Consider the following 20,380-nt stretch of genomic DNA (forward strand, 5'->3'; position numbering starts at 1 on the left):
TTGCGATGACGTTGCGCTCGCGCATCGCCCATTGGCTTTAGGTGCTCATCTCAGCGTGTCATCGTCGATTGTTGGATAGCGCGCCAGATGCGCTGACAGCGGCCCTGGATGTGCCAGGTGGTAACCCTGTCCGTAGCGTGCGCCCAGTGCTTGTAGCGTGACCAATTCGCTTTCGGTCTCGATGCCCTCGATGATGACGTCGGCAGCGGTTTCGGCGGCGAAGGAGAGGATCGCCAGTGTGAGCCGTTGACGTCGGGGCTCGGCATCGATGCCACGGATCAGGGTCAGGTCCAGCTTGATGATGTCCGGAGCAAGATGCAGCAGATGGCGCAGACTGGCGAAGCCGGTGCCGGCATCGTCCAACGCAATACGCAGGCCCTGGCGTTGCAGTGCGCCAATGTGCTCGGACAGGCGCGGATAATCCGGCGCTTGCAGTTGTTCGGTGATCTCCAGGACGAGTCGCGACAGATCGTAACCATGCAATACCTCCTGCAGTTGCGGATGCAGCAGTGTTTGCGTGGAGACGTTGATCGCCAGGTACAGTGGTGCCGGTAGCTGTATGAGCAACTCCAGCGCCTGCCTTGCCGCAGTCAACTCCAGTTCCAGCGCCAGCCCGACCCGAGTGGCGTCGTCGAACCATCGCAGCGGTGGCAGGGCGAGATTGGAGGGGAACCGCGACAGTGCCTCTACTCCGACGATGCGTTGCGAGGGGAGCGCCAAGATCGGTTGGGTCACGATCTGCAGACGTGTGTTGGCGACCGTCTCGCGAATGCGCGTGGCGATTGCCGCTTTTTCGCGGAACGCGTGTTTCTCGGTATTCTGACGGCGCGCGATATCGGTCTGCAGCGCCGCGCGATCCATCGCCAGCGCCAGCGTCGCGCCGACCAGCGTCGCCAGCATCTCCAGTGTGCGTACATCCTGTGCGGTATAGGCGAAACGGTAAGGCGACATCACCTTGAGCACGCCGATGCCGCGTTCGTTGTAGCGCAGTGGAACCACCAGCATCGACCGCAGTCCGATCTTGCGGCAGGCACCGCGATCCACGCGCGGATCGGTTTCCGAATCATCGCATTGCAATACCTGGCCAGTGTGCATGCACAGGCCGGACAAACTGCCGTTGCTGGGCAGGCGCAGACCTAGATGCTGCTCGGCGATGCCGCTGGCCGACCAGTACAGCATGTCGCCGCTGTCGCACATTTCCACCACCGCGCCGGTGGAGCGGGTCAACTCCTGCGCGCGTCGTGCCACCACGTCGACGACTTGCAGCGGATCTGCGCCAGCGGCGGCGATCTCGCCCTGCGCCAAAATGATGCGCGACAGCAGCACCGCGTCGTCGTTCGACGCGATGGTGGTAATGCGCTGGACTTCGTCCTGAGTGTCGGGTGCCTGTGACATGTTGGCATCACGTGGGAATGCGTTGGAGTACAGCGATGCCTCGTTGCATGTGTGGTGTCGCAGCGTGTGGAATGGGGGCCATCACGCTGCGAGCTAGCTGCTCAGCCGTGGCTGCTGCTGCCCTTGCGCGGCTTGCCATACAGGCTGCGCAGTTCGTCCTTGGCTTGTTCCAGAATTTTGCGGCGATGCGCCGACAACTGACTGCCAGTGCGATTGATGTAGAAGGTGAGCATCGACATCGCCGATCGGTAGGGGCCGGTGCGACGCCGTGCATTCTGATCGGCGGATTGTTTGAGTGATTGCGCGATCGAGAGTGGATCGTCGCGCTCGAACACACTGGGGGCGACACCTAGCGATCGGTGCGAGTCGTTGGAGAGAGTCTGGCTCATATGGGGGTTGGACACATTGGAACTGCTATGTGCCATTGATGGCGCTCCTTGGCGATGACGGGGGAAGTGGATTAACTGCATGGGGGGCTTGGTGATGCGAGGGGTGCGCATATACCGGGACGCTGATGTGCGCCACGAGTCGAGAAACATGCCGTTACGGATCTGGAAACGGTGCGGTCGCGGCGGAGTCGAACACTGCCACGTTCGCGCGCGATGCGATTTTTCGCGTGCGTGCTCGGTGATGTGGTTGTCCGATCAGATGCCGTGTTGCATTCCGTTTCCCGAACTGAAGCTCACACTGCAAGTGCAGGCACTAGACGGGCAGGCATGACCTCATCAACACCATAACCGCGCTATGCGGCATGCGTGGTAGACAGTGTCATATTCGATGAACGATTAACGAAGAGTTCTTTAAAAAAGCACGCTTCTTGCAGATTCTCTTGATGGCGAAGGTAACGTCACCACTGCTTCTGTAGTGGTGTTGTTAGGTTATTTAACGATCATTGAAGGTCGCTGCCATTGCGTGCGGGTAAGGTTCCGCCGAGGCGTGGCAGGAGTGTGTATCTCGTGTGCGTAAGCGTATTTTCATTGCGTCATTGTGGAGTTACGCATCGTGGTATCGATACCGTCATGCACAGATGGTGGTGCGGGCGCTGATGTAGTGCATTTAGAGCGGGCGACTCGCTACGGTAATTGATGCTGGCAAGAATCTTGTTCGCGCGCCATGCCTTGTTCGAGGTTGCGTTGCGCGTTTCCATGCCCGGTGATGGATTGTCAAATCGTGCGAATTATGTGGATGTCTTGCTGCTGATGGCGATTCAATTCAGTAAATTGCACAATATTTTTGCGCTTCTGTAGCTTGCTGCTGAAGAATTGATCTTTTTGGGTTGGTGTGGTGCGAGGAGTGTGTCGCAGTGTGTTCGCGCCATCTCATCGCGCGAATTTGCGTGGGTTTGGCGATATTCATCGCATGTGTGAGTTGGGACGCTTGATTTGCTGTGTACGTCATCGACGTCAATGTTCTGGTGTGTATTGATGGGCTATATCTGTGTGTCTAGGATATATTCAGCTAGGTTGTGCAAATGCGTATGTCGATGGCCGTGGTGCGGGTATGGTGGCGCCGATTTGCGCGGTGACCATGGGCCTCGTTGCGGCGGATCAGCTCTGATTCGCAATGCCGCCGAGGAGGATTCCGGGGAAGACTTCGGGAATTTTTTGAATCCGATGTCTCTTGCGCGGACGATTGCACAGTCCTTGCTCGATCCATCGCGGGTATGCATCGGTGATGGTGCTGGAATCGGTGTGTCGTGACAGTTACTGTCGGGCCAATCCGATGGCGTTTTCGTTGTTGCCTAGCGACCAGGCGTAATGCGGATCAGCGCAGTAGATGTCGTCTGCTATCCAGTGCCCAATCGCCGATGCGACCGGCGATCTGCTCCGGACGAAGATCCTGATCAACAATCCCGTGACGTGATCTTTGCGATGCACTCGGCACCGATGCGTGGGCTGCGTGCGCCGATGCACACGGATGTGCGCGGCCCGATCTTGGGTGAGAAGTGCCGAGCTCGCGTTCAGTCGCGATCGTCGCGGGTCCACACGCCGCCGTGCTCGAATTTCACTGGAAACTTCGCGACCGGGCCGTAGGCCGGGGCGCATAGCGCGCGGCCATCGCGCACATCGAAACGTGCACCATGCAGTACACATTCGATGCTGCCCGCGGTGCTGTCGAAGGTGCCTGGCGATAGTTCGTAGTCTTCATGGCTACAGCGATCTTCCAGCGCGTAGCAGTGTCCGTCGAAATTGAACACGACGATCGGTGTGGCGGTCACTTCGTCCCACACCGTTTTCATTTCGCCGGGCAGCAGTTCGCCGTCGGCACAGACGAAGGTCCAGGTCTCGCTCATGCAGCACCTTCCAGCGGTTTTTCCAGTATTTCAAAACGCAGGTCGTCGCGCTTGGGCAGGCCGAAGCGGGCATCGCCGTAGGGGAACGGCTGCTTGATGCCGGTGCGACGGTATCCGCGGCGTTGATAGAACGCGATCAATTCCTCGCGCACGTCGATCACGGTCATGCGCATGACAGGCACTCGCCATGTCTGCCAGGCGATACGCTCGGCTTCGGCCAGCACGGCTTTCCCCAGGCCTTGGCCTTGCGCTTGCGGCTGCACCGCGAACATGCCGAAGTAGCCAGCGTCGTCGTTGTTGGCGATGTGCGCGCAGGCGATCAGCGCACCGTCGTGCTCGGCAAGTAACACCGCGCTGCGTGGACGCAGGATGTCCGCGCGCAGCAGGTCGGGATCGATGCGGGCGCCGTTGAGTAAGTCGGCTTCGGTGGTCCAGCCGAGACGGCTGCTGTCGCCACGATAGGCCGATGTGACCAGGGCGGCAATGGCGTCCAGATCGTCTAGGCTGGCATTGCGGAAGGTAATGGCGTGCATGTGGCGATTATGTCGTAAGTCTGCAACGTGGAATGCCGCGAGCACAATGCCGCACAGCGTGGCAGGCGTTGATCGGTTGTTCAGCGATGATGTGCTTTTTGCTTTGGTTTTTCGACGTCATCCGCCTGTGCTTTACCCAAGCAGCGTTCGCACTTTCCGCAACGCGATCACGAAGCGTTCGATTTCCGCATGCGTGTTGTAGAACGCCATCGAAGCGCGGCAGGTGGCGGCGACGCCGTAGAACTGCAGCAGTGGGTGCGCGCAGTGTTGTCCGGAGCGGACCGCCACGCCTTCCAGGTCGAGCAGGGTGGCCAGGTCGTGGGCATGTGCGCCTTCGATCAGGAACGAGACCACCGCCGCTTTACCCGGTGCGGTGCCGATCAGGCGCAGGCCGTCGATCTGCTGCAGTTCTTCGCTCAAGTGCGCGAGCAACTCGGCTTCGCGCGCTTCCACATGTTGCAATCCGAGTGCCTGCAGGTAATCCACCGCTGCACCGAGGCCGACGAAGCCGGCGATGTTCGGCGTGCCGGCCTCGAACTTGTGCGGTGGGTCGTTGAACACGGTGCCGTCGAAGCTGACTTCCTTGATCATCTCGCCGCCACCGAGGAACGGTGGCATCGCTTGCAGATGTTCGCGGCGTGCCCACAGTGCGCCGGTGCCGGTTGGGCCGCACATCTTGTGCCCGGTAATGGCATAGAAGTCGCAACCGATCGCGGTCACGTCCAGCGGCCGATGCGGCGCCGCCTGCGAACCATCGATGACGCTGACGATGCCGCGCTTGCGTGCTTCGCGGCAGATTTCGCGGACCGGGTTGACGGTGCCCAACACGTTGGAGACGTGGGTCAGGGCCAGCAGTTTCACCTCGCCGGTCATCGCCGCGCGCAGCGCGTCCAGGTCGAGTGCGCCTTCAGCGGTGATCTCGGCAACTTTGATTGTGGCACCGGTGCGTTGTGCGACCAGTTGCCAGGGGACGATGTTGGCATGGTGTTCCATGCGCGACACCAGGATCGTGTCGCCCGGCTGCAGGCGCGGCAGCGCCCACGAGTACGCCACCAGATTCAACGCAAAGGTGGCGCCGCTGCACAGCACCAATTCGTCGGCGCGCACGTTGAGAAAGCGGGCTAGTTTGGATCGCGCGCCCTCGTAGGCTTCGGTGGCCTCGCTGCCGAGCGCATGCACCGCGCGGCTGACGTTGGCGTTGTGACGACGATAGAACGTGTCCGTTGCCGCGATGACCGGCAACGGTTTCTGCCCGGTGTTGGCGTTGTCGAAATACACCAGCGGCTTACCGTGGACATTGCGCTGCAGCAGTGGAAAGTCGTTGCGGACGGTATCCCAGTCCGGTGCCTGCGATGCAGTGGTGTGCGTGGCGGTGCCGTTCATGCCACGCCCGCGTCACTGAGCGCGCGTTCCAGGCGCGCGGCGAGTAATTCGTGCAATGTCGATGGTAGTGCACGCAGTGGTTCGCGGCAGAACGCGGTGGTCAGCAGTTGCTGCGCGCGTGCTTGTGGCAATCCGCGCGAGCGCAGGTAGAACAGCGCGTTGCTGTCGAGTTGGCCGACGGTGGCCCCATGCGCGGCCTTGACCTCGTCGGCGTCGATCACCAGCACCGGTTGGGTATCGATCTCGGCATCGGCGGACAACAGCAGGTTTTTGTTCGATAGCTGCGCATCGGTGCCGTCGGCACCTTGGCGGATATGGATGCCGCCGTGGAAGGCGACCCGGCTGCGCGCGGTGGCGACACCGCGCCAGAGCAGTTCGCAGGCGGTGTCGCGGGCGATGTGCTCGATGCCCAGGCGGGTATCGAGCTGACGCCGGCCATTGCCGAGTAAGACTCCGTTGGCGCTCAGTCGCGCGTTGTCGCCTTCCAGGCGCACGTTGAGTTCGTGTCGCACCAGCGCGCCGCCCAGTTCCAGGTCCACGCGTTGGTAGTGTGCTTCGCGTGCCAGCACCGCGTCGGTGCGCAGCAGCGCGGTGATGCCGGGTGCGTCCTCCTGTACGCGCGCATGCGTCAGTTGCGCGCCTGCGGCCAGGTGGACGTGGGCGAGGCTGTTGCTCAGGTGCGGCGCCTCTTGGAGATGCAGGTGATGTTCGACGAGCGATAGTGCGGCGTTGTGACCCAGTTCGATCAGGTGGCGGTGGTGCCAGGCGAGATCGGCCGCCGCCGCGGTGGAGACGAACACCAGGTGCAGTGGCGCTTCCACCCGCACACCCGCATCCACGCGTAGCACGCATCCTTCGTCGGCCAGTGCGGCGTTGAGCCGGGCGAAGACGTCGTCGACGTGCTCGAAGCGGCGACCAAGCAAGCGCATCGCCTCCTCGCCGCCGCGCAACAGCGCCGATAGGCGTTGCAGCACCACGCCGGAGGGCAGCTCGCTCAGGTCCGACAGCGCGTCGCTGGCGCGGCCGTTGACGAAGACCAGCCGAGGCGCCGGAATGCCGGCGATCACGGCGGCGTCCACGTCCGCCGCGGCGTCTGCTGCCGGGACGAAGCGGCGCCGCTCCAGTGCCCGCAGCGAGGTGTATTTCCATGCCTCGCTGCGTGGACCGGGCAGGCCATCGCGCAGTGCCTGCTCCAGGGGGGCGCGACGCACGCTATCGCCGTGGAATGCCGCGGCCAGGGAGTCGAGCAGAGCGCTCATCGCAGTGCCGCCTCGGGCGCCACGCGCTCCTTCAGCCAGGCATACCCGTGTGCTTCCAGTTCAAGTGCCAGCTCCGGGCCGCCGGTCTGCACGATGCGCCCGTCGGCCAGTACGTGTACGACGTCCGGCTTGATGTAGTCGAGCAGGCGCTGGTAGTGGGTGATGACCACGAACGCGCGCTCGGGCGAGCGTAGTGCGTTGACGCCGGCGGCGACGGTCTTGAGTGCGTCGATATCCAGGCCGCTGTCGGTCTCGTCGAGAATCGCCAGCTTCGGTTCCAGTACCGCCAGTTGGAAGATTTCGTTGCGCTTTTTCTCGCCGCCGGAGAAGCCTTCGTTGACACCGCGGTGCAGCAGTTCGTCCTTCAGATGCAGCACGGCCAGTTTTTGCCGGACCAGTTTGAGGAATTGCATCGAATCCAGTTCGGCTTCGCCGCGCGCCTTGCGTTGGGCATTGAGCGCGGCGCGCAGGAAATAGGTGTTGTTGACGCCGGGAATTTCCACCGGGTACTGGAAGGCCAGGAACAGGCCGGCGGCGGCGCGCGCTTCCGGCTCCAGCGCGAGCAGGTCGGCACCGTCGAAGTGCACGCTGCCCTGGCTCACCTCGTAGCCGTCGCGGCCTGCCAGGACGTTGCCCAGGGTGGACTTGCCGGCGCCGTTGGGGCCCATGATGGCGTGTACCTGGCCGGGCTGCACGTCTAGCGATAGGCCCTTGAGGATGTCCTTGTCGCCGATGCGGGCGTGGAGGTTGTCGATCTTCAGCATGGCGGTGTTCGTCTTGTCCAATGAGGGGAAGGGGCGGCGGTGCGACTCAGAGGTCGCCTTCGCGGCGCTCCAGGAAAGTGGCGCGCAGATAGGCCGTGCGCGCAGCGGTCAGTTCGGCTTTGGCGCTGGCGTACAGCGTCGGGTACATCGAGCCGTACAGCACCTGCGGACTTTGATTGTTGCCGAGCGGATAACGCGCCGCCAGGTCGGCATCGCGCAGTTGCAACCACAGCCGCTGCGCAGTCTTGAGTTTGTCCAGCGCCAGTGGTTGTTTGACCAGCCTGGCCATGATCTGCCGGTAAACCGTGTTCAGTTCGGCATCGGCCTTGCGTAGATCCTGTGCGGCGCAGGCATCGAGTTGCGCCTGCGCGCCCGCGGGGTCGCAGCCGACGCTGTCGGCCCAGGCGGGTGCGGCGACACTGACCAGGAGCGCCAGAGCGAGCAGCGTCCTCCTCATCCGACCGACCCTTCCAGCGAGACTTCCAGCAGCTTCTTCGCTTCGACTGCGAATTCCATCGGCAGTTCGCGGAACACCTGCTTGCAGAAACCGTCGACGATCATCGACACCGCATTCTCCTGATCGATGCCTCGGGCGCGGCAATAAAACAGTTGGTCGTCGCTGATCTTGGAGGTGGTGGCCTCGTGCTCCACCGTCGCGGTCGGGTGCTTGACCTCGATGTACGGGAAGGTGTGCGCGCCGCAGCGTTTACCGATCAGCAACGAATCGCACTGGGTATAGTTGCGTGCGCCCTCGGCGCTGCGCTCCACCTTGACCAGGCCGCGGTAGGTGTTCTGCCCGTGGCCGGCGCTGATGCCCTTGCTGACGATTTTGCTCTTGGTGCGCTTGCCGACGTGGATCATCTTGGTGCCGGTGTCGGCCTGCTGGCGGTGGTGGGTCAGTGCCACCGAGTGGAATTCGCCGACCGAGTCGTCGCCGAGCAGGACGCACGAGGGATATTTCCACGTGATCGCCGAGCCGGTTTCGACCTGGGTCCAGGCGATCTTGCTGCGTGCGCCACGGCATTCGCCGCGCTTGGTCACGAAGTTGTAGATGCCGCCGCGGCCTTCCTCGTCGCCCGGATACCAATTCTGTACGGTGGAATATTTGATTTCCGCATCCTCCAACGCGACCAGCTCGACCACCGCCGCATGCAGTTGGTTCTCGTCGCGCATCGGTGCGGTGCAGCCTTCCAGATAGGACACATACGCCTTGTCTTCGCACACGATGAGGGTGCGCTCGAACTGGCCGGTATGGCCAGCGTTGATGCGGAAGTACGTGCTCAGTTCCATCGGGCAGCGCACCCCTTTGGGGATGAAGACGAAGCTGCCATCGGAAAACACCGCCGAATTGAGCGCGGCGAAGAAGTTGTCGCCGACCGGCACCACGCTGCCCAGATACTGCTTGACCAATTCCGGATGCTCCTTGATCGCCTCGGACATCGAGCAGAAGATCACGCCCTTCTCGGCCAGTTCCTTGCGGAAGGTGGTGCCGACCGAGACCGAGTCGAAGACCGCATCCACGGCCACGCCGGCCAGCCGGGCGCGTTCGTGCAGCGGCACGCCGAGCTTGTCGTAGGTGTCCAGCAATTCTTTCGGCACCTCGTCCAGCGAGGCGTACTTGGGGCCTTTGGGCGCGGAGTAGTAGCTCAGCGCCTGGAAGTCGATCGGGGCGATGTCGAGCTTGGCCCAATGCGGTATCGGCATGTTCAGCCAGTGCCGATAGGCGGCCAGGCGCCATTCGGTCATCCACTCAGGCTCGTCTTTTTTCGCGGACAGAGCGCGCACGACATCTTCGTCGAGGCCGGGCAGGAATGCGTCGGATTCGATGTTGGTGACGAAGCCGGCGTCGTAGCGACGTCCCAGCCGTTCCAGGATTTCAGCGTTTTCGGTGGCCATGGGGCTGCCTACAGGGTCAGGTGGTCGCGAATCGCACGGCGATCGGGCGCCGTTTGGGATCGCCGGGAGGCGGAAGAGGGTGGAGCATCTGCGCCAGGGTCACGGCGCGCAGCGCATCGGCAACCACGTCGTTGATGAGCCGCCAGTTCGAGCGCACCCCGCAGGTCTGGGCGATGCTGCACTGGTTGCCGTGGTGGCTGCATTCGGTGATTGCCAGTGGGCCTTCCATTGCCTCGACGATTTCGATCAGGCTGATGGCCTTGGCTGGGCGCGCCAGCCGGTAGCCACCATGCACGCCGCGCAGCCCTTCGACCAGCCCGGCCTGGGCCAGCGGCTTGAGCAGCTTGCTGACGGTGGGCGGCTCCAGCCCGGCCTGCTCGGCCAGTTCGGTCGCGCTCAGCACTTCGGTCGGACGCGCGGCGAGCACGGTCAGTACGACGGTGGCGTAATCGGTCAGCTTGGTGACACGGAGCATGGCAGAAGCGGCGATGTCAATGCGGACCGAAATTGTACGCTTTTGCGCCGCGGCGTCCAAGCGCGCCGTGTGCGATGGTTTCTATCGCAGTCATGGACTGGTGCGATGGCATCGGCCGTGTCGTTTGCATCGGGCTGCGGGCAGGCTTGGGATCGTGGCCGATGTGCTTCAGAATCGGCACTTTCCTGTTTGGATTGCTGTATGCCCCGCAAGATCGCCGCGCGCAAGTCCCGCATTCATGGCAACGGCGTTTTCGCCGTGGCGCCGCTCAAACACGGCGAGCGGATCATCGAATACAAAGGACGTCTGCGTACCCATGCCGAAGTCGACCGCGACGATGCTGGCGACGTGGAGACTGGCCATACCTTCCTTTTCACCCTCAGCGACGAATACGTGATCGATGCCAATTACGAAGGCAACGATGCGCGCTGGATCAATCACAGTTGCGCGCCGAACTGCGAGGCGGTGATCGTGGAGGCTGAAGGCGAGGACCGGCGCAAGGATAAAGTGGTGATCGAAGCGCTGCGTGACATCGCGCCCGGCGAGGAATTGACCTACAACTACGGCATCACCCTGGCCGAGCGGCACACGCCACGGTTGAAGAAGATCTGGGCATGCCGCTGCGGCGCGATCAACTGCACGGGCACGATGCTGCAACCCAAGCGCTGAGTTGCTGCTTGGAGTGCGATGCACTCTCCGGCGCTGTCACGCAAAACGGCGGCTCGCAGGCCGCCGTTTTTGTACGCTCGATGGCAGAGGGGCGTGCGCCGTTCCTGCCGTTCGCCGCCTCATTGGCCAGATAACAAGCCGGCCGGCACCAGGTTGGCGATGTCCTGATTGAAATGGATGGCCAGCGCGCCGTTTTCCACTCCCGCCGATTCGATCTGTAGCTTGCCCATCGCGGCGGCCAGACGCGGGTCCAGTTTGTAGATCGGTTCCCGGCGCGCGTAATCGTCCAGCCACACGTTGAGCAACTCGCGGGTGTTGGCGTCGAGCTTTTCGCCATTGGCGGCCGGGCGGAAATCGTCGATAGTCGGCGATTGCAGATGGAAACCCTGGCTCTGTTGATCGTAGCGCAGCCCGCTGGTCAGTAGCACGGTGCCCAATGGCGTCGCCGCGCCACCGCCGCTGGCCATGCTCAGGTCAAATTGCATCTTCAGCCGGTTACCCGGCGGCAGGGCCAGCTTCGGATTGCGGATGGTCATCTTGATGAGCCCACCCAATGCCTTGTGCGTCTGTGGAAAGCTGCCATCGAGGTAGTGCTGCACATCGGCGGCACCGACATTGATCTGCCGGCCCTGGATCGTCGGTGTGGCTTGCGCAAAGGGCGCGGCGATCAAGGTCATCAGCACCACAGTGCGCAGTGTCCACTGGCGAAATGTCATCGGTGTAGCGCCTTGTTTGAAGTTGGGCTCTCACCATAACCGCTGCCGGTGAATGTGCCATTAGCGCAATCGGCTGCGTCGCGCGCAGTGTGGGGATGGATGCCAGTGGGGTTGTGCGGCGGCGGTGCTGCGAGCTGCAACGCCGGCCTGTGTAAGACTGGGCGAGCGGTGCCAGCAGTGCATGTGGCTGGCAGTCGTTGGGTTTTTCTGGCGGCACAAAAAAACGAGACGGCCTGAGCCGTCTCGTCGGTGTGCGTTTGCCTGGATCAGGCGATGCGGCTCAGAGCGCGGCGTCCTTGAGCTTCTTCAGCGGACGCACCTTGAGCTTGGTGGTGGCCGGCTTGGCCGCGAACCATTGCTCTTCCTTGGTGAACGGGTTGATGCCCTTGCGCTTCGGCTTGGCCGGGACGCTGACCGAGGTGATCTTCAGCAGGCCTGGCAGGGTGAACGAGCCGGCGCCCTTCTTGCTGATCGAACCGGCGACGGCATGCTCCAGCGAGGCCATCACGGCGCGCACGTCCTTGGCGATCACGCCGCTGGTTTCGGCGATATGTGCGACCAGAGCCGATTTGCTCAGCACATCCTTGATGGGCTTGGGAGCGGCCGGTTTAGCTGCGGCCTTGGTTGCTGTTTTCTTCGCTGCCTTCTTCGGGGCAGCCTTTTTTGCGGTCTTTGCCATGATGTCCTGATTCCGTAAATGAGTGGTGTGGGTCGCGCCGACCCCGTCGGCATGGCGAAATGTAGGGCATGTGCTACGCCGCGCCAATAGGTAATTGGCAAAAAAAGCCGAAAAAACGCTTTTTAAAGCGATTTTTTTTCTGGATCGGCGTTCCAGGTGGCAAAAACGTAGGTGTATGCCGGATTTTTTCGTCCCATCTGAGATGGGATGACCATGCTGTCGCGCAGTGTGGCGAGGGCACGCTGCCTGCTTTGAGGGGGCGCTACTCGTCAGCGCGGGAGTGTATGGGGCGCGTTGTGTGTCGTCGGGCGCTTGGGAGGCGATCTACAAGATCACCGAGACACGCTCCAATACCCAACAGCACGAGTTTGCCGGGATGCGCTGTCGACGGATTCAATCGTCGCTTCGGTGACGAGATGGGGGACATCGCCAAGCGTGGATCGTCACCGCGCAGGTGGATGTTTTCCTTATTCGGCGTGATTGGCTAGAAAAGTGTTGCGCTTGGGCATGCATGGCTCGCACTAAATTTCAGTTCGCTGCTGCCGATAACGAGCGTTGCGTATTTTCGCGCCCCGCTCGATGAGGGCGTGCGGTGCTGCATTGGTTTTCAGGGTGCTGGGTGTTGTGTGCAGGTGTGCATGGGGGTGGAGCCGTGTGGTCCGGCGTGGCGGCTGCGGTGGATAGCGGTTGCATGCGCGCTGTTTGCTCGCCTCGGTGGATGCAGATGCAGATGCCGGCGATGGCGTCCAGCTGTCGCGACGCTAAACGTGCATGGCCGATTTGCGCCAATTCAGTTTGGTTTCACCGCGCAGGATTGAGCATGTACTCGCGCGATCCACGCGCTTGGAATCATCGCCATGAACAAGCTCTCGACCCACTTGTTGACCGCTGCGCTGACGATCGGCGTGATCGGCTCCGCCGCTGCGCAGGATTACGGTTATACCCGTTACCAAAACGGTCTCGGCACCTATGAATATGCGCGTGTGATACGCGTCGATCCGATCATGGTCCAGGTCAATGGTCCACGCGAGACCACCGAGCGCTGTTACGACCGTCAGGCACCTGACACCTACGTCAGCGGCTATGGCGGCACCCAGGGTGGCCGGACGGCTTCGACCGTTGCCGGTGGTATCGCTGGTGCGTTGCTTGGTAGCCGCGTCGGTGGCGGTAATGGCCGCTTCGTCGGCACCGCCGTCGGCACCATGCTCGGTAGCCTGGCCGGACGTTCGATCTACGACTCCAATGCCCGCTCCTATGGTGGCGGCTATGTCAGCGGCGGCGTGGTCAGGGAGTGCGAGCCGGTGTCCTACCGCACCGAAAGCTACGACCGCGTCGACGGCTACGACGTGACCTACGAGTACGGCGGCCGTTACTACCACACTCGCACCGCCTCGCCTCCGGGCGACCGCATCCGCGTGCGCGTGGACGTGCTGCCTTACTAACCGAAACAGGGCGCCTGCTTGTCAGGCGCCCTTTCTGTTGACCGTTGGCCGCAGTGCGATCAGGCCAGCGGCGATATGTTCTCATCACCATGTTCGTGACGATCAGGGCCAGTCGATCTGGCCCTCGATCACCGTCTGCACTTGGCCGCCGGACCAGATATCGCCTGCGGCATCCACGCTCAGCGTCAGCAGCGCATCGTGGCCGACTTCGCGGCCCTGACTCGCCACATAGCGGCGGTCGCGCCCGGGCAGGGCGCTGCGGTGGTCCAGCCATGCGGCCAGCACCGCATTGGCCGCGCCGGAGGCGGCATCCTCGAATCGACGGCCGTTGCCGACGAAGGCGCGCACCGCCAGCGCATAGGCTTGACCACTTGCGCGTGCATAGGCGAACACGCCCATGCTCGCGGTGCTTTCGGCCAGGGCGGCGATTGCATCCCAGTCCGGTGCCAGTTGCCGCAGCGCCGCTTCGTCGGCGACCTCGACCAGCCACCAGCAACGACCGCCGTCCATGCGCACCGGTGGCAGCGCCCCCAGCGACCAGTTGCGCAGCGCGTCTGTCAGGCGCGCGTCCGCCGGGTCGGCGATTTCGGCCACCTGTGCGCGCGGGGTACGGATGGCGATGCTGGGCACCCCGGCATCTGCCTCCAAGCGTAATGGCAATAACCCGGCGATGCCGTCTTGGACGAACAGGCCATCGCGCGGGGTGGCGATGCCGTTTTCCAGCACCACATGCGCGGTGCCGACGCTGGGGTGGCCGGCGAACGGCACTTCCTTCTGTGGACTGAACATGCGGATGCCATAGCTGGCTTCCGGTCGCGTCGGTGCGAAGACGAAGGTGGTTTCCGGCAAGCGCGTCCAGCGTGCGATGGCTTGCATCGTGGCCGCGTCCAGTCCATCCGCATCGAGGACCACGGCCAATGGATTGCCGCTGCCGGCGCGCGGGGAGAACACGTCAACTTGTACGAAACGGCGTTTGCGCATCGCAATGGATTCCGCATATTAGTGTCAGAAGGCAGCTTACCAAGCGATGCGCGCATCGACCGGCACAGGTAGCGCGAATCCGATCCGAACCTCGCGGGCCGCGTCGATCTGGCGCGCGATGCGGTCGAGTTCGCGGCTGGCGTGGCCTGGCAAGCGTCCTTGTTGGATCGTGGCTGCCCCGCTGATCGTTCTGACGCTGGCCGGTTGGCAGTAGAATCGATGGCTGCGTCCGGTCAGTCCGGCGTTTCCCCCACCATGCTAGATACCCCATTCCATGTCAGCTCCTTTTATTGCAGGTCGTTGGATCGTTCTCAAGTTCGGTGGCACATCGGTGTCGCGTCGTCATCGCTGGGACACGATTGGGAAGCTGGCGAAAAAGCGCGCGGAAGAGACCGGCGCGCGGGTGTTGGTGGTGGTCTCGGCGTTGTCCGGCGTCACCAACGAGCTGACCGCGATCGCCGACGGCAGCGCTGACAGCGCTCAGCGTGTGGCCGCGCTGGAACAGCGCCATCGCGCTTTCCTCGCCGAGTTGGAACTGGATGCCGATGCCGTGCTCGGCGAGCGTCTGGCGCTGCTGCGCGGCCTGCTTGAGGACCCACGCGCGGCCAGCCGCACGCTGGATTGGCAGGCCGAGGTGCTGGGCCAGGGCGAATTGCTGTCTTCTACCTTGGGCGCGGCCTACCTGCGCAGCAACGGCCTGGACATCGGCTGGATGGACGCGCGCCAGTGGTTGCACGCGCTGCCGCCGCAGCCGAACCAGAGCGAATGGTCGCGGCGCCTGTCGGTGTCCTGCCAATGGCAGGCCGATGCTGCCTGGCGTGAGCGTTTCCTCGCCCAGCCCACGCGCATGTTGATCACCCAGGGTTTCATCGCGCGGCATCAGGACGGCGGCACCGCGATCCTCGGCCGTGGCGGTTCGGATACCTCGGCCGCCTATTTCGGCGCACTGCTCGGTGCCAGCCGGGTGGAGATCTGGACCGACGTGCCAGGCATGTTCAGCGCCAACCCGCGCGATGTGCCGGATGCGCGTTTGCTGACCCGGCTGGACTATTACGAGGCGCAGGAAATCGCCACCACTGGCGCCAAGGTGCTGCATCCGCGTTCGATCAAGCCCTGCCGCGACGGCGGCGTGCCAATGGCGATCCTGGACACCGAGCGACCCGACTTGCCCGGCACCAGCATCGACGGCAATGCGCGCACCGTGCCGGGGGTCAAGGCGATCAGCCGCCGCAATGGCATCGTGCTGGTGTCGATGGAAGGCATCGGCATGTGGCAGCAGGTCGGTTTTCTGGCCGACGTGTTCGCGCGCTTCGCCAAGCACGGCTTGTCGGTGGATTTGATCGGCTCGGCCGAAACCAATGTCACCGTGTCACTGGATCCGAGCGAGAATCTGGTCAACACCGATGTGCTGGCGGCGTTGTCGGCCGATCTGGCGGAGATGTGCCGGGTCAAGATCATCGTGCCGTGCGCGGCGATCACCCTGGTCGGGCGCGGCATGCGCTCGTTGCTGCACAAGCTCTCGGACGTGTGGGCCACGTTCGGCAAGGAGCGTGTGCACATGATCTCGCAGTCGTCCAACGACTTGAACCTGACCTTCGTCATCGATGAGGGCGCCGCCGATGGGCTGCTGCCGATCCTGCACGCCGCGCTGATCGACAGCGGTGCGATGCCGGTGGACGAGACCGAGGTGTTCGGCCCGCGCTGGCGCGAGATCGCCGGCAGCGTGCGCTCGCGGCCGACGCCGTGGTGGCATGAGGAGCGCGCGCATCTGCTGCGCTTGGCCGAGGTCGGTACGCCGCGTTACGTCTATCACCTGCCGACCCTGCGCGAACGCGCGCGCGCGCTCAAGGCGATTGCGGCGGTGGATCAGCGCTATTACGCGATCAAGGCCAATACGCATCCGGCCATCCTGCAGGCGCTGGTGGAGGAGGGCTTCGGCCTGGAGTGTGTCTCGCACGGTGAACTGCGCCGGGTGTTCGAGACGTTGCCGGAGCTATCGCCGCGGCGCGTGCTGTTCACTCCCAGCTTCGCGCCGCGGGCCGAATACGAGGCCGCTTTCGCCCTGGGCGTCACCGTCACCTTGGACAACGTCGAGGCGCTGCGGCGCTGGCCGGAGTTGTTCCGTGGCCGCAGTGTGTGGGTGCGGATCGACCTGGGCCATGGCGACGGTCATCACCAGAAGGTCAACACCGGTGGCAAGCGTTCCAAGTTCGGCCTGTCGGCCACCCGTGTGGACGAGTTCGTCGAGGCCGCGCGTGCGTTGGACATTCGCATCGTCGGCGTCCACGCGCACCTGGGCAGCGGGGTGGAGACGTCGGAGCATTGGCGGCGCATCTGCGACGAACTGGCCGGGTTCGCGCGGCGCATCGGCAGTATCGAGGTCATCGACATCGGTGGCGGTCTGCCGATTCCCTACAGCGCCGACGACGAACCGTTCGACCTGGACACCTGGGCGCAGGGTCTGGCCGAGGTCAAGGCGATGCATCCGGCCTTCCGCCTGGCGATTGAACCTGGCCGTTACATGGTGGCCGAATGCGGAGTACTGTTGTCCCGCGCCACCCAGGTGATCGAGAAGGACGGCATCCGCCGGGTCGGTCTGGATGCCGGCATGAACACGTTGATCCGCCCAGCGCTGTACGACGCTTGGCACGACGTGGTCAACCTGAGTCGGCTGGAGTGCGAGGCCGACACGGTGTTCGACGTGGTCGGGCCGATTTGCGAATCCAGCGACGTGTTCGGTCAGCGCCGTCGCCTGCCGGCGGAGACGGCGCCGGACGATGTGATGTTGATCGCCGATGCCGGTGCCTACGGCTACGTCATGGCCAGCACCTACAACCAGCGCGAATTGCCCCGCGAGGAAGTGATCGATGCGCCCGCACGCTGAGATGCCCCCGCATAGCCGGCGCTTGCCGATGCGATGCGTGCGCGGTGGTTTGCCGCCGCTGCGTGCGGCGTTGCGGTATTTGATGAGCGAATTTTTCCTGTGCCGCCGCGACGTGTGGCACGCCCGTGTTTTTGCAGGACGTCCATGAGCGCATTCGACAAACAGCACATTGCCACTTTCCGCTTCGTGCGCTGTGGCTTCGACGCGGCCAGTGGAGTGGCACGTCTGGTTTATGCGTTCGACGATGGTCCGGAGTTGGTGGAGACCATCAGTATTCCCGGCGCGCCATTCGCGCTTAATCCGCAGCGCACGCAGGCGTTGCAGCGCGCCTTGCGTCTGTTGCATCTGGTGGCGGGGATCAGCTACTACAAGGCGGCGGTTCCAGAGCGGATCGTCATCGAAGATGACGCCATCGACGCCGAGACTGCCGCATTGCTGGATAGCGTGTATCTGCATGGGCTGGGCGAATTCGCTTACCGCAACGGCCTGGACCTGCGCACGCGCATTCGCTTTCCGGCCTCGGCCAGCAGCGACGCCGAGGCGGTGGGCCTGGGGTTGAGCGATCGTGCGCTGGTGGCCATCGGCGGCGGCAAGGACTCCTTGGTCAGCATCGAAGCACTGCGTGCGGCCGGTGTGGCCCAGACCGTGACCTGGATCGGTGGTTCGCAACTGATCCGCGCCTGCGCCGAGCGCACGGGCTTGCCGACCCTGGGCATCGGCCGTGCGCTGGCACCGGAACTATTCGAACTGAACCGGCAAGGGGCGTGGAACGGACATATCCCGGTGACGGCGGTGAACTCGGCGATCCTGGTGTTTGCCGCTTTGTTGCACGATGCCGGCCAGGTGGTGTTCTCCAACGAGCGCTCGGCCAGCTACGGCAGCCAGATCGCCGGCACCGGCGAGGTCAATCACCAGTGGTCCAAGGGCTGGGCTTTCGAGCAGGCGTTCGGCGCGCACGTGCAGCGCTATGTGGCCGCGGACTTGCACTATTACTCGTTGTTGCGTCCGTTGTCGGAACTGGCGGTGGCGCGACAGTTCGCCAAGAACGACCACTACGACGCGCATTTTTCCAGTTGCAACCGCAATTTCCATATCCTCGGCGAGCGCCCGGCGCATCGCTGGTGCGGGATCTGTCCGAAGTGTCATTTCGTGTTTCTGGCGTTGGCGCCGTTCATGCCCAAGACGCGGCTGGTGCGGATCTTCGGTCGTAATCTGCTCGACGATGCAACGCAGGCGCCGGGCTTCGACGCGCTGCTGGAATTCCAGGACCACAAGCCGTTCGAATGCGTCGGCGAAGGCCGCGAATCGCGCGCGGCGATGGCCACGCTGGCCAGCCGTGCGGAATGGAAAGAGGATGCGCTGGTGGCGCGTTTCATTCGCGACATCCAGCCACAGCTCGATGCCGCCGAACTGCGGATGGAACCGCTGCTGGCGTTGGACGAGCAGCACCGGATTCCGGCCGCGCTGTGGGAACGTGTGCGTGCGAATTTCGCAGTTTGAGGGCCGGCGTGTCGCGCTGTGGGGATGGGGTCGCGAGGGCCGGGCGGCGTATCGCGTGTTGCGCGATGCGCGCAGCACGGCCGATCTGCCGCTGACGCTATTCTGTTCCGCCGAGGATGCCGCCGAGGTCGTCGCGCTGCACGACCCCCACCTGCGCGTGGAGACAGACGCCAGTGCCGAGCGCCTGGCCGCGTTCGAGTGGGTGATCAAGTCGCCGGGTATCAGCCCGTATCTGCCCGAGGCGCAGGCGGCGATGGCGCGTGGTACGCACTTCGTCGGTGGCACCGCGTTGTGGTTCGCCGAGCATGCCGACGCCGACGGTGTCGTACCCGGCAGCCTCTGCATCACCGGCACCAAGGGCAAGAGCACCACCACGGCGCTGCTGGCGCATTTGCTGCGCGCCGGTGGTCATCGCACCGGCCTGGTCGGCAATATCGGCGTGCCGCTGCTGGACGTGTTGGCGCCGCCGCAACCGCCGCGGTATTGGGCGATCGAATTGTCCAGCTATCAGACCGGCGACGTTGCCCGCAGCGGTGCGCGTCCGCAACTGGCGATGGTGTTGAATCTGTTTCCCGAGCATCTGGATTGGCATGGTAGTCAGGCGCGTTATGTCGCCGATAAGCTGGCGTTGGTGACGCAGGCGCGGCCACGCATCGCGCTGCTCAACGCCGCCGATCCGCAGTTGGCGACGCTGCATTTGCCGCACAGCCAGGTGCGTTGGTTCAACCGCGAGGATGGCTGGCACCTGCGTGGTGAGGTGGTGTATCGCGGTGCCACGCCGATCTACGACAGTGCGCAGACCCCGCTGCCGGGTCGGCACAACCGCGCAAACCTGTGCGCCGTGCTGGCGGCGATCGAGGCGCTGGGCTTGGACGCGGCCGCGTTGGCGCCAGCCGCTGCCACTTTTCGGCCGCTCCCCAACCGGTTGCAGACACTGGGTACGCGCGACGGCGTGAGTTACGTGAACGACTCGATCAGTACCACCCCGCACGCCACTCTCGCGGCGTTGGAATGCTTTCGTGGACGCCGCATCGCGTTGTTGGTCGGTGGGTATGACCGTGGTCTGGATTGGCGGGACTTCGCCGAATCCATGCGCCATGGCGCACCGCTGGAGATCGTGACCATGGGCGACAACGGGCCACGTATTCATGCGCTGCTGGCGGCATTGGCCGCCGAGGCCGGTTTCGGCTTGCACGCGGCCACCAATCTCGCGCAGGCGCTGACGCTGGCGCGTGAGGCGCTGGGCGAGGCGGGAGGCGTGGTGCTGTTGTCGCCGGGCGCGCCGAGCTTCGGCGCTTATCGCGACTACGTGGCGCGTGGCCGGCATTTCGCCGAATTGGCCGGGTTCGATCCGCAGGCGATCAGTGCGATTGCGGGGTTGGGTATCGCCTGATCCAGCGGCGCCGTCCGTGCTGCATGGGCGGCGGCTTGACGATAGCGTGCTTGCGCACGCGACAGTGGTCGTGGTGTATTTTTCACCTGCAGCGGCACGGTGCTGTGCGCGGTTGCGC

Annotated in this window: 19 protein-coding genes; 5 read left to right on the forward strand and 14 right to left on the reverse strand. The window is 63.7% G+C overall.

Annotated elements, in window-relative coordinates:
• Window positions 1-45: 45 nt before the first annotated feature.
• The 11 genes from XANALMUS060_RS02230 to XANALMUS060_RS02275 form a co-directional block, all read right to left on the reverse strand.
• On the reverse strand, window positions 46-1,395 hold the full coding sequence (locus XANALMUS060_RS02230) for an EAL domain-containing protein (protein ID WP_045736937.1): 1,350 nt from the start codon (window positions 1,393-1,395) through the stop codon (window positions 46-48).
• A 101-nt stretch (window positions 1,396-1,496) separates the two neighbouring features.
• Window positions 1,497-1,784 carry a DUF3175 domain-containing protein gene (locus tag XANALMUS060_RS02235; RefSeq protein WP_235430300.1) on the reverse strand — a complete coding sequence of 96 codons (288 nt, stop codon included), beginning with the start codon at window positions 1,782-1,784 and terminating at the stop codon, window positions 1,497-1,499.
• A gap of 823 nt (window positions 1,785-2,607) precedes the next feature.
• A complete protein-coding gene (locus XANALMUS060_RS20450) occupies window positions 2,608-2,751 on the reverse strand; it encodes a hypothetical protein (RefSeq protein WP_161795369.1) in 144 nt (47 codons plus the stop codon).
• A gap of 604 nt (window positions 2,752-3,355) precedes the next feature.
• Window positions 3,356-3,688, reverse strand: coding sequence for a non-heme iron oxygenase ferredoxin subunit (locus tag XANALMUS060_RS02240; RefSeq protein WP_045736938.1), 333 nt, complete (start codon window positions 3,686-3,688; stop codon window positions 3,356-3,358).
• The gene (locus XANALMUS060_RS02245) at window positions 3,685-4,221 is read right to left on the reverse strand and encodes a GNAT family N-acetyltransferase (RefSeq protein WP_045736939.1); all 537 of its coding nucleotides are present in this window, start codon (window positions 4,219-4,221) and stop codon (window positions 3,685-3,687) included. The genes XANALMUS060_RS02240 and XANALMUS060_RS02245 overlap by 4 nt, the downstream gene beginning before the upstream one ends.
• Before the next feature lie 132 nt (window positions 4,222-4,353).
• Complete coding sequence (locus XANALMUS060_RS02250; protein WP_045736940.1) at window positions 4,354-5,604, reverse strand: cysteine desulfurase; 1,251 nt, start codon at window positions 5,602-5,604, stop codon at window positions 4,354-4,356.
• The gene (sufD, locus tag XANALMUS060_RS02255; protein WP_045736941.1) at window positions 5,601-6,863 is read right to left on the reverse strand and encodes a Fe-S cluster assembly protein SufD; all 1,263 of its coding nucleotides are present in this window, start codon (window positions 6,861-6,863) and stop codon (window positions 5,601-5,603) included. The genes XANALMUS060_RS02250 and sufD overlap by 4 nt, the downstream gene beginning before the upstream one ends.
• On the reverse strand, window positions 6,860-7,627 hold the full coding sequence (sufC, locus tag XANALMUS060_RS02260; RefSeq protein WP_045737101.1) for a Fe-S cluster assembly ATPase SufC: 768 nt from the start codon (window positions 7,625-7,627) through the stop codon (window positions 6,860-6,862). The genes sufD and sufC overlap by 4 nt, the downstream gene beginning before the upstream one ends.
• A gap of 46 nt (window positions 7,628-7,673) precedes the next feature.
• On the reverse strand, window positions 7,674-8,084 hold the full coding sequence (locus XANALMUS060_RS02265; protein ID WP_045736942.1) for a lysozyme inhibitor LprI family protein: 411 nt from the start codon (window positions 8,082-8,084) through the stop codon (window positions 7,674-7,676).
• Window positions 8,081-9,523 (reverse strand): Fe-S cluster assembly protein SufB, encoded by a 1,443-nt coding sequence (gene sufB, locus XANALMUS060_RS02270; protein WP_045736943.1) that lies wholly within the window; start codon window positions 9,521-9,523, stop codon window positions 8,081-8,083. The genes XANALMUS060_RS02265 and sufB overlap by 4 nt, the downstream gene beginning before the upstream one ends.
• Before the next feature lie 16 nt (window positions 9,524-9,539).
• Window positions 9,540-9,998, reverse strand: coding sequence for an SUF system Fe-S cluster assembly regulator (locus XANALMUS060_RS02275; protein ID WP_045737102.1), 459 nt, complete (start codon window positions 9,996-9,998; stop codon window positions 9,540-9,542).
• Window positions 9,999-10,199: 201 nt separating this feature from the next.
• Here XANALMUS060_RS02275 and XANALMUS060_RS02280 point away from each other — a divergent pair, with 201 nt between their 5' ends.
• Window positions 10,200-10,667: an SET domain-containing protein-lysine N-methyltransferase gene (locus XANALMUS060_RS02280; RefSeq protein WP_045727201.1), complete on the forward strand. Its 468-nt coding sequence runs from the start codon at window positions 10,200-10,202 to the stop codon at window positions 10,665-10,667.
• Between the two features lie 119 nt (window positions 10,668-10,786).
• Here the strand turns inward: XANALMUS060_RS02280 and XANALMUS060_RS02285 are convergent, their stop codons facing one another.
• Window positions 10,787-11,344 carry a DUF1439 domain-containing protein gene (locus tag XANALMUS060_RS02285; protein ID WP_045737103.1) on the reverse strand — a complete coding sequence of 186 codons (558 nt, stop codon included), beginning with the start codon at window positions 11,342-11,344 and terminating at the stop codon, window positions 10,787-10,789.
• A gap of 319 nt (window positions 11,345-11,663) precedes the next feature.
• Window positions 11,664-12,062 (reverse strand): HU family DNA-binding protein, encoded by a 399-nt coding sequence (locus XANALMUS060_RS02290; RefSeq protein ID WP_045736944.1) that lies wholly within the window; start codon window positions 12,060-12,062, stop codon window positions 11,664-11,666.
• 857 nt (window positions 12,063-12,919) lie between these two features.
• Here XANALMUS060_RS02290 and XANALMUS060_RS02295 point away from each other — a divergent pair.
• Entirely contained in the window at window positions 12,920-13,504 is a 585-nt protein-coding gene (locus tag XANALMUS060_RS02295; protein ID WP_045727203.1) for a glycine zipper 2TM domain-containing protein, read from the forward strand.
• A 102-nt stretch (window positions 13,505-13,606) separates the two neighbouring features.
• Here the strand turns inward: XANALMUS060_RS02295 and XANALMUS060_RS02300 are convergent, their stop codons facing one another.
• Window positions 13,607-14,485, reverse strand: coding sequence for a PhzF family phenazine biosynthesis protein (locus tag XANALMUS060_RS02300; RefSeq protein ID WP_045736945.1), 879 nt, complete (start codon window positions 14,483-14,485; stop codon window positions 13,607-13,609).
• Between the two features lie 274 nt (window positions 14,486-14,759).
• On the opposite strand from XANALMUS060_RS02300, the gene XANALMUS060_RS02305 reads away from it, so the two are divergent.
• The 3 genes from XANALMUS060_RS02305 to murD all read left to right on the forward strand — a co-directional run bounded on the left by XANALMUS060_RS02305 (window position 14,760) and on the right by murD (window position 20,262).
• Complete coding sequence (locus tag XANALMUS060_RS02305; protein ID WP_045736946.1) at window positions 14,760-17,369, forward strand: bifunctional aspartate kinase/diaminopimelate decarboxylase; 2,610 nt, start codon at window positions 14,760-14,762, stop codon at window positions 17,367-17,369.
• A gap of 144 nt (window positions 17,370-17,513) precedes the next feature.
• A complete protein-coding gene (murL, locus tag XANALMUS060_RS02310; RefSeq protein ID WP_045736947.1) occupies window positions 17,514-18,869 on the forward strand; it encodes a UDP-N-acetyl-alpha-D-muramoyl-L-alanyl-L-glutamate epimerase in 1,356 nt (451 codons plus the stop codon).
• A complete protein-coding gene (murD, locus tag XANALMUS060_RS02315; RefSeq protein WP_045736948.1) occupies window positions 18,850-20,262 on the forward strand; it encodes a UDP-N-acetylmuramoyl-L-alanine--D-glutamate ligase in 1,413 nt (470 codons plus the stop codon). The genes murL and murD overlap by 20 nt, the downstream gene beginning before the upstream one ends.
• Window positions 20,263-20,380 lie beyond the last annotated feature (118 nt).

Source organism: Xanthomonas sp. MUS 060, from assembly GCF_000963215.1.
Taxonomy (GTDB): Bacteria; Pseudomonadota; Gammaproteobacteria; order Xanthomonadales; family Xanthomonadaceae; genus Xanthomonas_A.

Bases quoted from the DNA above. Each gene is read 5' to 3' on its own strand.
- XANALMUS060_RS02305 (WP_045736946.1), top strand. From the start codon at position 14,760: ATGTCAGCTCCTTTTATTGCAGGTCGTTGGATCGTTCTCAAGTTCGGT.
- sufD (WP_045736941.1), bottom strand. From the start codon at position 6,863: ATGAGCGCTCTGCTCGACTCCCTGGCCGCGGCATTCCACGGCGATAGC.
- XANALMUS060_RS02285 (WP_045737103.1), bottom strand. From the start codon at position 11,344: ATGACCTTGATCGCCGCGCCCTTTGCGCAAGCCACACCGACGATCCAG.
- XANALMUS060_RS02295 (WP_045727203.1), top strand. From the start codon at position 12,920: ATGAACAAGCTCTCGACCCACTTGTTGACCGCTGCGCTGACGATCGGC.
- XANALMUS060_RS02280 (WP_045727201.1), top strand. From the start codon at position 10,200: ATGCCCCGCAAGATCGCCGCGCGCAAGTCCCGCATTCATGGCAACGGC.
- murL (WP_045736947.1), top strand. From the start codon at position 17,514: ATGAGCGCATTCGACAAACAGCACATTGCCACTTTCCGCTTCGTGCGC.
- XANALMUS060_RS02275 (WP_045737102.1), bottom strand. From the start codon at position 9,998: ATGCTCCGTGTCACCAAGCTGACCGATTACGCCACCGTCGTACTGACC.
- XANALMUS060_RS02240 (WP_045736938.1), bottom strand. From the start codon at position 3,688: ATGAGCGAGACCTGGACCTTCGTCTGTGCCGACGGCGAACTGCTGCCC.
- sufB (WP_045736943.1), bottom strand. From the start codon at position 9,523: ATGGCCACCGAAAACGCTGAAATCCTGGAACGGCTGGGACGTCGCTAC.
- sufC (WP_045737101.1), bottom strand. From the start codon at position 7,627: ATGCTGAAGATCGACAACCTCCACGCCCGCATCGGCGACAAGGACATC.
- XANALMUS060_RS02245 (WP_045736939.1), bottom strand. From the start codon at position 4,221: ATGCACGCCATTACCTTCCGCAATGCCAGCCTAGACGATCTGGACGCC.
- XANALMUS060_RS02230 (WP_045736937.1), bottom strand. From the start codon at position 1,395: ATGTCACAGGCACCCGACACTCAGGACGAAGTCCAGCGCATTACCACC.
- XANALMUS060_RS02290 (WP_045736944.1), bottom strand. From the start codon at position 12,062: ATGGCAAAGACCGCAAAAAAGGCTGCCCCGAAGAAGGCAGCGAAGAAA.
- XANALMUS060_RS02265 (WP_045736942.1), bottom strand. From the start codon at position 8,084: ATGAGGAGGACGCTGCTCGCTCTGGCGCTCCTGGTCAGTGTCGCCGCA.
- XANALMUS060_RS02300 (WP_045736945.1), bottom strand. From the start codon at position 14,485: ATGCGCAAACGCCGTTTCGTACAAGTTGACGTGTTCTCCCCGCGCGCC.
- XANALMUS060_RS02235 (WP_235430300.1), bottom strand. From the start codon at position 1,784: ATGAGCCAGACTCTCTCCAACGACTCGCACCGATCGCTAGGTGTCGCC.
- XANALMUS060_RS20450 (WP_161795369.1), bottom strand. From the start codon at position 2,751: ATGAATATCGCCAAACCCACGCAAATTCGCGCGATGAGATGGCGCGAA.
- XANALMUS060_RS02250 (WP_045736940.1), bottom strand. From the start codon at position 5,604: ATGAACGGCACCGCCACGCACACCACTGCATCGCAGGCACCGGACTGG.